Here is a 15064-nt window from a genome sequence, read left to right on the forward strand (position 1 = left end):
AAGATAAACAAAACGACGGATAGAAAAAAGCCCACACACGGAATTTACTTCCATGTGAGGGCGTTTGTAACGCGGTACCACCTCATTTGTAAAGAGAATATCCCCTTTACATCTCTGCCTTGTCTAACAACAAGTTGCACTGTAAGGTGTGCCTACCGAATTTTCATTGTTTCAAATTCACTTTTAAAATCAGCCCAATTTCACTAGTTCCAACCACCTGTTCGCAGTAACCACAGGCTCCCTGAAGATTAAAAATAATTACTTTTCTGATTTGTTGAGTTAATTATATGTTATTGTTTTTCCTTTGTCAACCGTTTTCATTCATTTTTTACTAATTTTTTTAATTATTTTTGTGAAGCACCTAGAATTTCTTCAGAAACTCTGACAAAAGTCTCAATGATATAGTCTACTTCTTCATCCGTTAATTTCGTGTGAAGCGGTAATGTAATTTCATTTTCAAAGAAAGCATAAGCTCGCGGATAATCTGCCATATCGAAACCAAGATTCTTATAGGCTGTCAAAAGCGGAAGCGGTTTGTAGTGAACGTTACTTGCGATTCCTGCCTTGGCCAATTCTTGGATAATTTGATTGCGTTGTTCGAGACTTGCTCCTTCTACATGGGTGATGTAAAGGTGACGACAAGATTCAACAGCATCTGTCTCATGAGCCAATGGATGGATAGGAGTTCCCGCAAATCCACGGTCATAGCGATCCACGATATCTTTACGACGTTGTAGTAAGCCAGGATAACGGTCCAGCTGAACCAAACCAAGTGAAGCCATGATGTCTGTCATGTTGCACTTGTAGGCTGGTGTTACGATATCGTATTCCCATGAGCCTAGCTGCATCTTGGCAAGAGCATCTTTGGTTTGACCATGAAGGGAAAGGATTTGGAACTCCTTGTACATTTCTTCATCGTCAATCGCTGGATTTGCTTTCCAAGTCGCACTTCCCCCCTCAGCAGTTGTAAAGTTCTTAACTGCGTGGAAAGAGAAGGATGTGAAGTCAGCAATTGAACCAGCTGGTTGCCCTTTGTAGGTTGAACCCAAAGCATGGGCACTATCAGATACAATCACAATACGGTTAAAGGCCTTTTGCCACTTGCTAGTAGCTGTAAAGAGATCACGTTTTTTCTCAACAACTTGGAACAAACGGTCATAGTCACAGATAATCCCTGCAAGTTCAACTGGGATGATGACTTTAGTCTTCTCAGTAATAGCTTGCTCAAGCTTATCATAGTCCATTTCAAAGGTATCACCTTGGATATCAACCATCACTGGTGTCGCACCTACGTGAGTAATGACACTACATGATGCTGTATAAGTCATAGCTGGAACGATGACTTCGTCACCAGGCCCTACTTCAAGCACGCGCAAAATCAATTCAAGAGCTGCTGTTGCAGAGTTGAGGCAGACTGTCTTAGGCGTTTGAGTGTAGACGGACAGACGACGCTCTAGTTCTTTTGTCTTTGGACCTGTTGTGATCCAACCAGAACGAAGGGTATCGGCTACCTCAGCAATTTCAGCTTCGGTAGTATCGGGTGGTGAAAATGGAATATTATACTTTGTCATTGATTTACTCCTTTTACTGTATTCACTCTTGTGACTACTTTATTTTAAAACTTCAACTACAGTCTGGAACATGATCTTGATATCTCCGAAGAAATTAAAATCACGTAGGTAGGCTAGGTTATAGTGCATCTTTTCTGGAAGGACTCTTTCGACATAAGCCTGGTCAACAGTCATACCTTTTGCAGTCATTTGACTGATAATGGCATCCTCGTCCTTATAGTTAATGCTGGCAAGCGATGTAATCCCAGCAGGCAAGAGCAAGGTAGCCATCATTTCAGGGCTATACTGCTCTGTGTAGCGTGGTACTTCTGGACGAGTTCCCACAAAGGACATCTCTCCTTTGAGAACATTGACCAATTGTGGAAGTTCATCCAAACGAACACGGCGAATGAAATTTCCAACTTTAGTGATGCGGCTGTCATTGGCAGAAGTTACTAGACTTCCTTTCTTATCCGCATCGGTCACCATGGTCCGGAATTTCCAAATCTTGAAATGTCGGTTGTACTGGGTTACCCGCACCTGCTTGTAAATAACTGGACCTTTGCTATCTAGCTTGATCCAAATGCTTAGAATCAGAAATACGGGTGAAGTCAAGATTAACAAGACCAAGGCTAGAAACAAGTCTAGACAACGCTTGAGAATCAGTGAACCTTTTCTTCCAGAGACGAGCTGGTAGTATGATTTTACCTCGCTCAATTGCATCTCCTGAGGTAGTTCATCCCATTTCAGCATGCACATTCTCCTCTGTTTTTTAATATGTAATCTTTAAACATTCTACATTATACCACAAAATGAAAGAGGCGGTGCAAGAAATCTGTATTTTAAAGGAATTCTTCCTTAGGATAGAGCTCCTGCTTGTAAACTATACATCTTGTGATAGGTACCTCCCAGGGCTAAAAGTTCCTCGTGTGTGCCGCTCTCGATAATTCGTCCCTTGTCTAGAACATAGATACAGTTAGCATCCTGAATGGTAGAAAGACGATGGGCGATGGCAATGGTCGTCCGGCCCTGTCTCATCTTGGCTAGGGAATTTTGGACCAAGGCTTCTGTTTCAGAGTCAATATTGGCTGTTGCTTCATCCAAAATCAGAATTTTCGGTTGACTGGCAACGGTTCTAGCAAAGGCAAGAAGCTGACGTTGCCCAGTTGAAAAACTCGAACCACGCTCAGACACAGGGGCATCATAGCCTAAGGGAAGATTCTGAATGAAAGAATCTGCATCTACAAATTCTGCCGCAGCCTTAACCTGGTCATCGCTGATATCTTGGTACATAGCGATATTGGACTTGATGGTCCCATGATAGAGGAAAGGTTCCTGTAGGACCAGACCGATATTTTTTCTCAACTCCTCTTGACTATACTTACGAATATCCACACCATCAAGGAGAACTCGACCAGACTGAAATTCATAAAAGCGCATGAGAACATTGATGATAGAAGATTTCCCAGAGCCAGTATGTCCGACAAAGGCGATGGTTTCACCTTTATTGACTGTAAAGGAAATATCATCGAGAATTTGGTGTTTTCCATCATAAGAGAAGGACACATGCTCAAAGCGAATATTCCCTTCTTGAATCTCGGCTTGGCCATTTTCTTGGACCGGTTCATAGTTGGACTCATCGATTAGTGCAAAGACGCGACCTGCTGAAACCATAGATGTCTGAAGGGTAGAAAAATTTTGTGTTACCTCGATGAGAGGATCAAAGAGACGATTGATGTACTGGATAAAGGCATACATGGTTCCTGCTGTTATTCCCATATAAAGACCACGATAACCAAAGTAAGCCATCAAAACTGCATAGCCCAAAAGCTTCAGTAAGCTCATAGCCGGCCGTAAGAAGAGGGAATCTAGGGCAACCGAACGGTTAGCGTAGACCAGATGTTCCTGATTTATCTCATCAAACTCTTCTTGCAGACGTTTTTCTTGATTAAAGGCTTGAATAATGCGAATTCCTTCGATATTTTCTGCCAGCTTGCTGTTAATATCTGACAAGAGACTTCTGGTTTTTTCAATGACCTTGACCGATTTTTTACGGTAGAGATTGAGCAAAAGGAAAATCAAAGGTAGAAAGAGCAATACTAAAGCTGTCAGACGATAGTCCAAAACGAGCATGGTATAAAGGGTTGTCACAAAGATAAAGACTGCTGAGATAAAGCTAGACAAGATCCCTGAGAACATATCACTTATAGTCTCTGTGTCATTGGTCAAACGAGAAACGATGGAACCTGCTGGTGTTTTATCAAAATAAGACATGCCTAGTTTTTCCATATTGGCAAAGGCATCACGTCGAATGTCTCTAACAATGCTGTAGGACACACGCGCAAAGAGGAGGTTCCCTACATATTGGACAATGGTTTGAAGGATGTAAAGACCATAGTAGGCTAGCAAAACTGTAATGGCAAGCTGGTTGATATTATGCAGATACTGGTCGATAAAGTGCGAAGCTACCAAGGGGATGATACTCTTGATAACAGTCGTCGTAAGGAGAAAAGCTAAGGCTAAAAAGGTTAGGAGACCATAGGGCTTTAGATAGGACAACAAGCGTTTCAATACAGTCCATTGTTCTTGTTTATTGCGCATCTTCTTCTCCTTTCATTTCTAACTGTTGAGACTGGTAGGTTTGTGCGTACCAACCATCCAAGGCGAGTAAGTCTTCATGTCTGCCTCGTTCAATGATGCGGCCATTTTGCATGACCAAAATCAAATCCGCATGGACAACTGCACTGAGTCGATGGGCTGTGATAATGGTCGTTTTATCTTTGCGAGTTTCCTTGAGATTATCGATAATAGCGAACTCTGTCTTGGCATCTACAGCTGACAAGGAATCATCTAAAATCAAGATATCAGGATTTAAAATCATAGCCCGACTCATGGCCAGACGTTGCTTTTGTCCACCAGATAGACTGACACCTTTTTCACCAATAACCGTATCAAATCCCTGGGGCATGGCTTGAATGTCTTGATAGACTTGAGACAACTTGGTTGCTTCTTCTACTTTTGAGAAAGGCAGGTCAGGATTCCCAAATCGAATATTGTCTAGGATAGAGCTAGCAAAGAGAAATTGGTCCTGTGGGACGTATCCCATCAAACTACGCAAGTCAGCTAGTCGATAGTCACGAATGTCATGCCCATTTAGATAAATGGCTCCTTGATCAACGTCATACTCACGTAGGAGCAACTTAATCAAAGCTGTTTTCCCTGAACCAGTCTGCCCAACCAAGCCCAGAGTTTGCCCTTTTTCGAGGCTAAAATGAATATCTTTCAGTGTCTCTTCGTCTTCAAAGGCAAAACGATCAATGGCATAGTCTAAGTGCCCATTTTCAATCCCGTCAAGTGGAGATTCTGGATCTTTAACAGGTGACTCTTGGGACAAAAGGCTCTCAATTCGTTGATACGAAACCTTCCCTCTTTGAGTAATATTAAAGAGGAAACCAATCGCCATCAAGGGCCAGACCAACATATCCAAGTATGAGATAAAGGTGACCAGATTTCCGACAGTTACCTGTCCTGCTTGCACCATAAAGGCACCGACCAAGAGAGTTAAGGCATAGGAAGAACCAACAAAGAGCAAAACCATAGGGTCAAAGAGACTATCATATTTCATGGTTTGCAGATTCTTTTGGAAGGTCAAATCATTAACTTCCTGGAAAGATGCCAATTCATCAGACTGATAGCCAAAGGACTTGGTTACCTTTATACCTGATACAGACTCCTGAACCTTATTATTAAGTTCAGAAAAGGCTGCTTGTGATTCTCCGAAAGCCTTATGGGTCTTTCTCCCCAGACGACTAGTCCCATAGGCCATAAACGGCAAAGGTAGAATGGCAACCAAGGTCATCTGCCAAGAAATGCTAAAGAACATAGTCAAGAGAGTCACCAAGGCTGTGATAGAGGCATCCACTGCCATCATGACACCACCACCTGCTAGACGAGTCAGAGCATTGATATCATTGGTTGCGTGAGCCATCAAATCCCCAGTCCGATAACTCTGATAAAAAGCGGGAGACATCCTTGTAAAATGTTCAAATAGTCTTGAACGCATGATTTGTCCAAGTCGGTAGGAAGTCCCTAGGATATACATGCGCCAAACGTAACGCAGATAGTACATTCCGAAAGCTGCCAGCAGGAGATAAAAGAGATGAAGCAGGAGCTCATCTTGTGTTAATCGTCCCGAAGTGATGGCATCGATCACGCGCCCCATAACCATAGGTGGGATGAGGTTTAGTACAGAAACTAAGACCAAAGCTACAATTCCAACTAGGTAACGACGTTTTTCTAACTTAAAAAACCACCAGAGTTTTTGGATGATAGACATAAAATTCCTTTCTAATGACAAATGGAAACCTGAGGCGACTACCTCAGGTTTTTCCTATTCATAGGTGACGACGCTTAGTTGACCCTTATCATACTCAGCGATAAAAATATTGGCCACATTATCATACCCTTGCTTATTCAGATGATCTAAGAGCCATTCTTCCGTTAAGCTGAGAGTATCGAGGACATCCGACTGAATGACACCATCTGTGATGACAGGAAACTTAGGATTTTCATCTCCATTTTGTACTACAATTAGCTGACCGTTTTGCTCTCGTACAGCACGCTTGACTTCTTTAAGCTGGAAGATACCTTGGCTACGAAGTTTAAGGGCTACGTCAGAAGCTGATAAGCCAACAGAACGGCAGGCTTCTGGATCAATTTCCCCATTTTTGATGAGTAGGGTTGGTTTCCCGTCAATCATTTGTTTTACAAAGCCGACGTTATTCGTAAGCCACTTGAGAAGTAAAACCAAGATTGTCCACATAATCAAGATAACTGCATACTGAAGGATAGTAATAGAGCTATTATAGATTACCCCACCGATGATTCCCCCAAGAACATAGTTTTGGATTTGGTCAATTGCTGAGTTGGGCGCTAGATTTCCCTTCCCTGTCATGTTGATAACAAAGACAAGAGATACAAGACCTAAAGCCAGTTTAATAAGAATCTCGATATAGTTAAATGTCATTTGTTTGCCTCCACTAATTCAATGTCACTTGTTTGATACAAGTCAAGTTTTTCCAAGAGATATTTATCCGGCTCACTCCCACTTAAAGCACGGTAGAATTTGTCTCCTACCTTGAGAAGTGCACCATCTGTGGCTGCAGAAGTATTGACGTAGACCTCTGATTTATCCACCCCTAAATCCTCAGAAACAACTTCTATAAAATGAAGTGAAGTTTGAAATTGGTTGTTGGAAGCTTGATTTGACTGATAAGTAGATATAATACCGAGAATGACAGCCAGTAAAGCCAAAGACGAGATCATCACCAACTCGCGAAACTTGGTTCCTCGATGGTCGCGGTAAGCCTTAAAAGCAAAAAATCCAGTGATGGCAAGCAAGAATACTCCAAAACCAATCATGACACTATTTTGTTGGCCAATCTGGCTCAAGACATATTCATATGAGTAAAATTTCATTTATTTTCTTTCCTTTACATAAATCATTCTTTATTATAAAGGAATGACCTTGATTTTTCAAACTATACGCTGGGGAAATGTATTCTTTTCTGGTATAATATTGTCTATAATCTGAATGAAAAGGTACATACTATGAAACTGATCTCATGGAACATTGATTCCCTCAATGCAGCGTTGACGAGTGACTCTGCGCGTGCGAAATTGTCTCAAGACGTTCTCCAAACTTTGGTAGCCGAAGATGCTGATATCATTGCTATCCAGGAAACCAAGCTTTCAGCTAAAGGTCCTACTAAAAAACACCTTGAGGTACTGGAAGAACTCTTCCCAGGCTACGAAAACACCTGGCGTTCCTCTCAAGAGCCTGCTCGTAAAGGCTATGCTGGAACCATGTTCCTCTATAAGAAAGAACTCACTCCAACTATCAGCTTCCCAGAAATTGGCGCACCTTCTACTATGGACTTGGAAGGCCGCATCATTACTTTGGAATTTGATAAATGTTTCGTGACTCAGGTCTACACACCAAATGCAGGTGATGGACTCAAACGTTTGGAAGAACGTCAAGTTTGGGACGTCAAATATGCAGAGTACTTGGCTCAACTAGACAAGCAAAAGCCTGTCCTAGCAACCGGAGACTACAACGTTGCCCACAAGGAAATTGACCTTGCCAACCCAGCCAGCAACCGCCGTTCACCAGGATTTACAGACGAAGAACGTGAAGGATTTACAAACCTTTTAGTCAAAGGATTTACTGATACCTTCCGCCATATCCATGGAGACGTTCCAGAGCGCTACACTTGGTGGGCACAACGCAGCAAGACTTCAAAAATCAACAACACAGGCTGGAGAATCGACTACTGGCTCACAAGTAACCGTGTAGCAGACAAGGTTATCAAGTCAGACATGATTGACTCAGGCGCACGCCAAGACCATACACCAATTGTCTTGGAGATTGAATTGTAAGGAGTTTCTTTATGGACTACAATGCAGTTATTCCCGAGTTTATGGTATCGAATCTAGAACAGTCTCGTTCCTTCTACTGTGATTTACTGGGTTTTACCATCGAATACGAGCGCCCAGAAGAAAAATTTCTCTTCCTTTCTCTTGAAGATTGCCAGCTAATGCTAGAGGAAGGGACAAAGGATGAATTAGTTGAACTGACTTACCCATTTGGTCGTGGAGTCAATATCTCCTTTGGCATCAATGATGTCCCTAGACTCTATCAGAAAGTAATCGAGTCTAACTATCCTATTCATCGTCCTTTAACCAAAAGAGAATTTCGTGTTGGCGACCATTATATCTTTCCTCATGAATTTGCAGTTCTAGACCCAGATGGCTATTTTTTAAGATTTAGCGAGTAGAATAACACTACAGTGGAAAAAGAAATATAAAAAAGAGGCTTGAACCTCTTTTTTTATGTTTCTTATATCCTCACCTGTCTATCTTCAGATCGTTGTCCTGTGACAAACATGGTGAAGGTTGCCTTGCAAACATTTCGACCATCTTGGTTGGTGATATCAACATCGACGACACAAGTGGTGCGTCCATGATGGACACATTCTCCTTTGATAGTGAGAATGTCCCCTAGATTTCCAGCTTTCAAGTAGTTAATGGAAGACTGGAGTGTCACCCCGTCTAATCCTAGCGAAATCACCACAAGACCACTGATTTGGTCACAAAGGGTAAACAGATAGCCTCCATGAGCATTCCCATAGTAGTTGAGTGAGGAGTCCACTACTTTTGTCGTTACCACAACGTGGCCATCTCTCATTTTTTCAATTTCGTAGTTTTCAAAGGCAGATATAGCGTCAAAGTGAAAATCTTTCATACGTTCCTCCTGATATTTCAAACGACACTATGATACTACTTTTCAAGACTCTACGCAAGAGAGAAGCACTTATTCGGGCAAAATACCAACCTGCTCCACAAAGCGCATAAAGGCAGCTTGTCCTTCTTCTGTTTGCTTGTAAACTCCTGCATCTTCCAAAACTCGAGCGAAGATTTTTCCAACAGATTCTTGGACGATATTAAGAGCTTGGTCTTTGTCAGTCAATCCAGAATGAGAGTCTTTCAATTCATCTGCCCATTCTTGGTGATAATCTGCTACTGAAACATCCTTTCCGACTAGGTAAGCTGCCACCTGCTCCACTTCTTCCTTCAAGCGTGGTGGCAAGATTGCCAAGCCCATGACCTCTATCAAGCCGATATTTTCCTTCTTGATATGCTGGACATCCTTGTGGGGATGATAGATACCATCTGGATGCTCTGGAGATGTTTGATTGTCCCGCAAGACCAAATCCAACTCAAACTGCCCATCTCGCTTACGGGCTATCGGTGTAATGGTATGGTGCGGTGTTCCATCGCTTTCTGCCAAGACCTGTATACTTGGGTCAGAATACTGACGCCAAGCCAGCAAGATTTTTTCCGCTAAGTCCGTCAAATCATCTTTCGAATCTGAAGTTAGTCGAATCACTGACATAGGCCATTGAACAATCCCTGCTTTGACAGTTTTAAAACCTGCAAAGGTAACGCTTTTCTGAATAGGAGCTACTTCCATTGGGAAAACATGTCGCCCACCTTGATAATGATCGTGGGTCAGGATGGAGCCACCCACGATTGGTAAATCAGCATTTGAACCAGCAAAGTAGCCTGGAAACTGCTCCACAATCGCTAACAAACGTTCAAAACTTTGGCGACTAATAGCCATAGGACGATGCTTGCTATCTAGGAAAATACAGTGCTCATTAAAGTAAGCGTAAGGCGAATACTGGAAGCCCCACTCCTGCCCAGAAATATCAAAACGAATAATACGGTGATTGCTTCTAGCTGGATGGTTGACACGACCATGGTAACCTTCATTTTCCATACAGAGCTGACATTGAGGATAGTTACTCGACTTAACCAACTTAGCTGCCGCTATCTCTTTTGGATCCTTTTCAGGCTTAGAGAGATTGATGGTAATCTCTAATTCACCGTAGTCAGACGGAACACGATAAGCAATATTCTTTGCGATAGCCTTGAGTTTGATGTAGTCATTCTTCTGACTGAGTTGGTAGAAGTTCGCAATCGCCTGCTCTGGTGACTGGGCATAGGTATCCCAAAAGTCACGATTAAGCTGACTTGGACAAGGGGTTACCAAGTCCATGAGGTCAGCTCCTAGTATCTCACGCGCAGTCTGACTATCTTCAATCGTTTCCAATCGAACGGCTTCCTCGACAAGATGGTCTTTGAGATCAATCAAGTTTTCCTGGTCAGTCTCAACTTCAAGAACTCCATCTCCCACTAGTGCTAAAACACGATTGGTCAGATAGATCCGATCCAACTCTTCAAAGCTACTTTCTGCAATGACTTTGGTCACAAATGTTTCTACTAAGGTCACTAGAAAACCTCCTTTTGACTATTTAAGGATGCGAGTTCCACCTGCCACTTCAGCGATATAGAAACTTGGAGCGTAACCAACGATTTCTTCATAGTGCTTGCCTACAGCTTCTTTAAAGGACTCAACAGCATCCTTTTGAACCAAGGCGATTGCACAACCACCAAAACCTGCTCCTGTCATACGAGCACCGAGAACACCTTCTTGAGCCCAAGCTGTATGAACAAGGGTATCTAATTCCAAGCCAGTTACTTCGTAATCGTGCTCAAGTGAAACATGAGAAGCATTCATCAAACGACCAAACTTGTCCAAATCTCCTGCTTGAAGAGCCGCTTGTGCTTTAAGTGTACGTTGGTTTTCAAGAACGGCATGGCGAGCACGTTTCAAGCGATTTTCGTCTTTGATGAGGTAACTGAATTCATCAAAAGTCCATTCATCCAATTCACCCAAGGTTTGAATGTCCAAGGCCACTTGGAGTTCTTCTACTGCTTTTTCACATTCAGCACGACGTTCATTGTATTTAGAGTCTGCAAGTTCACGGCGTTTGTTGGTATTCATGATAACAACGACATTGTCTTTCAAATCAAGTGGAACCAAGTCGTACTCTAAAGTATTTGTATCAAGGTAAATAGCACGTTGGTCTGCCCCCATACCGATAGCAAATTGGTCCATAATACCAGAGTTAACACCAATAAAGTTATTCTCTGTCAATTTTCCGATTTTTACTAAATCTAAACGGTCCAATTTTAGGTCAAAAAGATATTCTGCCACAACACCAGTCAAAAGTTCTAAGGATGCAGAAGATGACAAACCAGCACCATTTGGGATATTCCCAAAGACATAGAAATCAAAACCTTTATCAATCACATGGTCAGCTTCTTGCAAGAAATGAAGAACACCTTTTGGATAGTTGGTCCAGTTGTGCTCTTTTTCAAACATAAGGTCAGCTAGAGGAACTTCGATAATTCCTTTATCCTCAAAGTTTGCTGAGTAGAAACGCAAAACTTGATCATCGCGCTTGCGTGCAGCTCCGTAAGTTCCTAGTGAAATAGCTGCTGGGAAAACATGCCCACCGTTGTAGTCAGTATGCTCCCCAATCAAGTTGATACGGCCTGGTGAAAAGAAGGTTTGATCTGCTTCTTGACCAAAAACAGCAAGAAAGTCCTTGCGAAGTGCATCAGCAGTAAGATGTTGTGTCATATGAATTCTCCTTTGACAATTGTTAGGTAAAAAAACTTAACCTGTAATCGTTTTCTTCTATTGTACCCAAGGGTTTTGCTTTGGTCAACATTTTTACCTATATTTTACTAAACTATAGGTAAAAAGAAACAAAAATATGCTATAATAACCTAAAAAGGAGGGGAATTATGGCTACACTCAAAGATATCGCTCAGCTAGCCTCTGTCTCGATCGCAACTGTATCCCGCGTTCTCAATCGCGATCAGAGTCTATCTGTGACAGAAGAAACCAGACATCGTATTTTAACCGTTGCCGAAGAACTAGGCTATACCAAACATCTCAAAACAGGTGAATCACATAAACTCAAAGAGAAAATCGCTATCATCCAGTGGGTCAGTGAACAGGGAGAGTTAGAAGATCTCTACTACTACCAGATTCGCCTAGGAATTGAAAATAGAGCCCAAGAATTAGATTACGACATCTTGCGATATTTTAATGACCAGCCTTTTACGCTTAGCGAAGAAGTGATTGGGATTCTTTGTATTGGAAAATTTAGCAAGCACAGATTGCATCATTTGAAGAATATCACAAACCCCTAGTATTTTTAGACAGTGATACGATTGCTCTTGGTCATACCTGTGTCATTACAGATTTTAATAATGCTGTTAGACAGGTTGTTGATTACTTTACAGATCATGATCGTAAAAAGATTGGTATCCTATCCGGTCTTGAAACTACTACTGACCATGAAGAAGTCATCGCAGATAAGCGTTTAGATTACTTTATATCCTATACGCAAGAAAAAGGAATTTATAACGAAGAATTCATTTTCCAAGGCTCATTTACTGCCCAATCTGGATATGATTTGATGAAAGAAGCTATTGAAAAATTAGGCGATAAACTTCCACAGGCCTTTTTTGCTGCCAGTGATAGCTTGGCCATTGGTGCCCTTCGCGCCCTTCAAGAAGCCAGCATCAGCATTCCCGAGCGCGTCAGCATTATTTCCTTTAATGATACCATTCTAACCAAGCAAGTGTTTCCTCCACTTTCTAGTATTACCGTCTACACCGAAGAAATGGGACGAACAGGAATGGATATTCTGAACAGAGAAGTCCTTCACGGCCGTAAAATCCCAAGCCTCACCATGCTAGGAACCAAACTGACTTTAAGAGAAAGTACTTCGCATGAAGGATAATAGTTAAACATAAAAAATCCTAATAGAGATTTCAGTACTCTATTAGGATTTTCTTTTTATACTCAATGAAAATCAAAGAGCAAACTAAGAAGCTAGCCGCAGGTTGCTCAAAGCACTGCTTTAAGGTTGTAGATAAGACTGACGATGTCAGTTACCTATATCTACGGCAAGGTGAAGCTGACGTGGTTTGAAGAGATTTTCGAAGAGTATTAATCCATCACAATCATAGACTTGATAGTCTTGCGTTCATCCATGTCTTTATAGGCTTGATCAATCTCGTCCAGAGTATAGCTATCAGTAAAGACACGACCCGGATTGATATCACCGTCAAGAACTGCTTTTAATAAAACTTGTTTATCATAAGTAGTCACTGATGCTGCTCCACCTGCCACTGAGATATTTTGAGCAAAGGTCGAACCAAGCGCACGGTTATTGTAGTGAGGCACACCGACAAATCCCATGCGTCCTCCATTATGGAGTACACCGAGAGCTTGGTTGACGGCTGCTTCTGTACCGACACATTCGAGAGCTGCATCTGCTCCACCACCAAGAATTTCTCGCACCTTGGCAATGCCTTCTTCACCACGTTCAGCTACGACTGCTGTCGCACCTGACTCCAAAGCCATCTGTTGACGGTCTTCGTGGCGACTCATGAGGACGATTTGCGATGCTCCACGCATCTTAGCTGCAATGACAGCACATTGGCCAACAGCCCCATCCCCGATAACTACCACTTTGTCACCTGGTTTAACATGAGCCACACGCGCAGCATGGTAGCCCGTCGGCATAACATCTGCCAAAGTCAAGAAGGATTTGAGCATGGCTTCAGTATAATCGGATGGCTGTCCAGGGATTTTTACGAGTGCCCAGTTTGCATATTCAAAACGCATGTATTCTGCCTGCACTCCATCAGACCAGTTGGTCCCAATATGGCGATCACATGTCCCATCATAGCCAGCGCGACAGGCGTCACACTCGCCACAGCCATGGGTGAAAGGCGCAATGACAAAATCTCCTGGTTTGACCGTTGTAATAGCATCTCCGATTTCTTCGACGATTCCAATAGCTTCGTGACCGCTATTTTGATGCCCCTTTTCAATGTCTGGATTACGGTAGCTCCAGAGGTCTGATCCACAAACACAGGTACGGACAATCCGGAGAACGACATCATCCGGCGCCTCAATTTGCGGACGCTCCACTTCGACAAGACCAACTTGCCCTGCTTTTGTATAGACTGTTTTCTTCATAAGAACAACCTACTTTCTATTGCTTACTTACCTTTAGTATACACTTTTACGAGTCAAATAACATGCAAGATGATAGTAAAAGTTTCCACCAAACAAAAATGACTCCTAAGAACTCAAGCTTCTTATGAAAGGCTAGAAGATTTTACCTGCTACTATAATAATCAGACTAGTTGGTTTTCATCAGCTGGTCTCCTTTACTTAGCCTAAAAATGAGATAAATCTTTCAGCTGTTTCTGGTTCTTGGTGATCATGAAAGAGTGTACGTCCTTGGTCCAATCCTTCTATGTTCTTCATTTCATCTTCTGTTAACTCAAAGTCAAGAATATCAAAGTTCTCTTGCATCCGTTCTTTACGAACAGACTTAGGAATAACAACCACGTCACTTTGAAGTAAGAAACGTAGAGCTACTTGCGCTACTGATTTGCCATACTTTTCTCCAATTTCCTTCAACAAAGGAGTATTAAAGAAGTCATTTTTTCCTTCCGCAAAAGGCCCCCAAGATTCAATCTGGCAATTGTATTTTTCCAAATACTTTTTGGCTTCTTTTTGTTGATAGAAAACATGTGTTTCTATCTGATTAACAGCCGGTTTAATTTCCACAAAATGTTGAAGATCAATGAATCTATTAGGCGAAAAGTTAGATACCCCGATGGCACGAACCTTCCCATCCTTGTACGCTTCTTCCATAGCTCTATAAGTCCCATAATAATCACCGAAAGGTTGGTGAACCAGCAAAAGATCAATATAATCTGTTTGTAGTTTTTTCAAGGATTCTTCGATAGATGCTTTGGCCTTTTCATAACCAGCATTCGAAATCCAAACCTTGGTCGTGATAAAGAATTCTTCACGTGGAATACCTGACTCTTGGACAGCCTCTCCCACACCTGCTTCATTCCCATAAATTTGAGCAGTATCAAAGGAACGATAACCAACCTCGATAGCCTCAAGAACTGCTCGCTTTGTTTCATCTACTGGAGTCTGAAATACTCCAAATCCAAGTTGTGGCATTTTGATATTGTTGTTTAAGGTTTTGTAAAACATT

At 42.1% G+C, this 15064-nt stretch carries 14 protein-coding genes, 1 pseudogene and 1 other annotated feature; of the genes and pseudogenes, 4 read left to right on the forward strand and 11 right to left on the reverse strand.

Annotation, left to right across the window (positions count from 1 at the left end):
- Positions 1–53: 53 nt before the first annotated feature.
- Positions 54–284: a binding site (T-box leader), on the reverse strand.
- 60 nt (positions 285–344) lie between these two features.
- The 6 genes from QM877_RS03135 to QM877_RS03160 all read right to left on the reverse strand — a co-directional run bounded on the left by QM877_RS03135 (position 345) and on the right by QM877_RS03160 (position 7028).
- Positions 345–1571: a DegT/DnrJ/EryC1/StrS family aminotransferase gene (locus QM877_RS03135; protein WP_414317557.1), complete on the reverse strand. Its 1227-nt coding sequence runs from the start codon at positions 1569–1571 to the stop codon at positions 345–347.
- Between the two features lie 39 nt (positions 1572–1610).
- A complete protein-coding gene (locus QM877_RS03140; RefSeq protein ID WP_414317558.1) occupies positions 1611–2303 on the reverse strand; it encodes a sugar transferase in 693 nt (230 codons plus the stop codon).
- A 105-nt stretch (positions 2304–2408) separates the two neighbouring features.
- The gene (locus QM877_RS03145; protein WP_414317559.1) at positions 2409–4151 is read right to left on the reverse strand and encodes an ABC transporter ATP-binding protein; all 1743 of its coding nucleotides are present in this window, start codon (positions 4149–4151) and stop codon (positions 2409–2411) included.
- Positions 4141–5886 carry an ABC transporter ATP-binding protein gene (locus QM877_RS03150; protein WP_414317560.1) on the reverse strand — a complete coding sequence of 582 codons (1746 nt, stop codon included), beginning with the start codon at positions 5884–5886 and terminating at the stop codon, positions 4141–4143. The genes QM877_RS03145 and QM877_RS03150 overlap by 11 nt, the downstream gene beginning before the upstream one ends.
- A 54-nt stretch (positions 5887–5940) precedes the next feature.
- Positions 5941–6576, reverse strand: a complete 636-nt coding sequence (locus QM877_RS03155; RefSeq protein WP_414311393.1) for a DUF421 domain-containing protein — start codon at positions 6574–6576, stop codon at positions 5941–5943.
- Positions 6573–7028: a DUF3290 family protein gene (locus QM877_RS03160; RefSeq protein ID WP_414311394.1), complete on the reverse strand. Its 456-nt coding sequence runs from the start codon at positions 7026–7028 to the stop codon at positions 6573–6575. The genes QM877_RS03155 and QM877_RS03160 overlap by 4 nt, the downstream gene beginning before the upstream one ends.
- Before the next feature lie 132 nt (positions 7029–7160).
- On the opposite strand from QM877_RS03160, the gene QM877_RS03165 reads away from it, so the two are divergent.
- Positions 7161–7988, forward strand: coding sequence for an exodeoxyribonuclease III (locus tag QM877_RS03165; RefSeq protein ID WP_414317561.1), 828 nt, complete (start codon positions 7161–7163; stop codon positions 7986–7988).
- Between the two features lie 11 nt (positions 7989–7999).
- Positions 8000–8386: a bleomycin resistance protein gene (locus QM877_RS03170; RefSeq protein ID WP_414317562.1), complete on the forward strand. Its 387-nt coding sequence runs from the start codon at positions 8000–8002 to the stop codon at positions 8384–8386.
- Between the two features lie 62 nt (positions 8387–8448).
- Here the strand turns inward: QM877_RS03170 and QM877_RS03175 are convergent, their stop codons facing one another.
- The 3 genes from QM877_RS03175 to QM877_RS03185 form a co-directional block, all read right to left on the reverse strand.
- Positions 8449–8853 (reverse strand): PaaI family thioesterase, encoded by a 405-nt coding sequence (locus QM877_RS03175; RefSeq protein ID WP_045763132.1) that lies wholly within the window; start codon positions 8851–8853, stop codon positions 8449–8451.
- Between the two features lie 69 nt (positions 8854–8922).
- Positions 8923–10404, reverse strand: a complete 1482-nt coding sequence (locus QM877_RS03180; protein ID WP_414317563.1) for a UDP-glucose--hexose-1-phosphate uridylyltransferase — start codon at positions 10402–10404, stop codon at positions 8923–8925.
- An 18-nt stretch (positions 10405–10422) separates the two neighbouring features.
- Positions 10423–11601, reverse strand: a complete 1179-nt coding sequence (locus tag QM877_RS03185; protein WP_414317564.1) for a galactokinase — start codon at positions 11599–11601, stop codon at positions 10423–10425.
- A gap of 167 nt (positions 11602–11768) precedes the next feature.
- Between QM877_RS03185 and QM877_RS03190 the strand changes: the two are divergent.
- Both QM877_RS03190 and QM877_RS03195 read left to right on the forward strand, forming a co-directional pair.
- A pseudogene (locus tag QM877_RS03190) lies at positions 11769–12775 on the forward strand (LacI family DNA-binding transcriptional regulator).
- 65 nt (positions 12776–12840) lie between these two features.
- Positions 12841–12966 (forward strand): hypothetical protein, encoded by a 126-nt coding sequence (locus tag QM877_RS03195; RefSeq protein ID WP_414317565.1) that lies wholly within the window; start codon positions 12841–12843, stop codon positions 12964–12966.
- Positions 12967–12984: 18 nt separating this feature from the next.
- On the opposite strand, the gene QM877_RS03200 is transcribed toward QM877_RS03195, so the two are convergent.
- Positions 12985–14022, reverse strand: coding sequence for a zinc-binding dehydrogenase (locus tag QM877_RS03200; RefSeq protein ID WP_414317566.1), 1038 nt, complete (start codon positions 14020–14022; stop codon positions 12985–12987).
- A 198-nt stretch (positions 14023–14220) separates the two neighbouring features.
- Positions 14221–15063, reverse strand: a complete 843-nt coding sequence (locus tag QM877_RS03205; protein ID WP_414317567.1) for an aldo/keto reductase — start codon at positions 15061–15063, stop codon at positions 14221–14223.
- Position 15064 lies beyond the last annotated feature (1 nt).

The organism is Streptococcus infantis, assembly GCF_047463655.1.
Taxonomy (GTDB): Bacteria; Bacillota; Bacilli; order Lactobacillales; family Streptococcaceae; genus Streptococcus; species Streptococcus infantis_Z.

What these genes read in the sequence shown, in the direction of transcription:
- QM877_RS03145 (WP_414317559.1), bottom strand. Translation starts at nt 4,151, where the DNA reads ATGCGCAATAAACAAGAACAATGGACTGTATTGAAACGCTTGTTGTCC.
- QM877_RS03160 (WP_414311394.1), bottom strand. Translation starts at nt 7,028, where the DNA reads ATGAAATTTTACTCATATGAATATGTCTTGAGCCAGATTGGCCAACAA.
- QM877_RS03185 (WP_414317564.1), bottom strand. Translation starts at nt 11,601, where the DNA reads ATGACACAACATCTTACTGCTGATGCACTTCGCAAGGACTTTCTTGCT.
- QM877_RS03155 (WP_414311393.1), bottom strand. Translation starts at nt 6,576, where the DNA reads ATGACATTTAACTATATCGAGATTCTTATTAAACTGGCTTTAGGTCTT.
- QM877_RS03135 (WP_414317557.1), bottom strand. Translation starts at nt 1,571, where the DNA reads ATGACAAAGTATAATATTCCATTTTCACCACCCGATACTACCGAAGCT.
- QM877_RS03165 (WP_414317561.1), top strand. Translation starts at nt 7,161, where the DNA reads ATGAAACTGATCTCATGGAACATTGATTCCCTCAATGCAGCGTTGACG.
- QM877_RS03150 (WP_414317560.1), bottom strand. Translation starts at nt 5,886, where the DNA reads ATGTCTATCATCCAAAAACTCTGGTGGTTTTTTAAGTTAGAAAAACGT.
- QM877_RS03200 (WP_414317566.1), bottom strand. Translation starts at nt 14,022, where the DNA reads ATGAAGAAAACAGTCTATACAAAAGCAGGGCAAGTTGGTCTTGTCGAA.
- QM877_RS03140 (WP_414317558.1), bottom strand. Translation starts at nt 2,303, where the DNA reads ATGCTGAAATGGGATGAACTACCTCAGGAGATGCAATTGAGCGAGGTA.
- QM877_RS03175 (WP_045763132.1), bottom strand. Translation starts at nt 8,853, where the DNA reads ATGAAAGATTTTCACTTTGACGCTATATCTGCCTTTGAAAACTACGAA.
- QM877_RS03170 (WP_414317562.1), top strand. Translation starts at nt 8,000, where the DNA reads ATGGACTACAATGCAGTTATTCCCGAGTTTATGGTATCGAATCTAGAA.
- QM877_RS03195 (WP_414317565.1), top strand. Translation starts at nt 12,841, where the DNA reads ATGAAAATCAAAGAGCAAACTAAGAAGCTAGCCGCAGGTTGCTCAAAG.
- QM877_RS03205 (WP_414317567.1), bottom strand. Translation starts at nt 15,063, where the DNA reads ATGTTTTACAAAACCTTAAACAACAATATCAAAATGCCACAACTTGGA.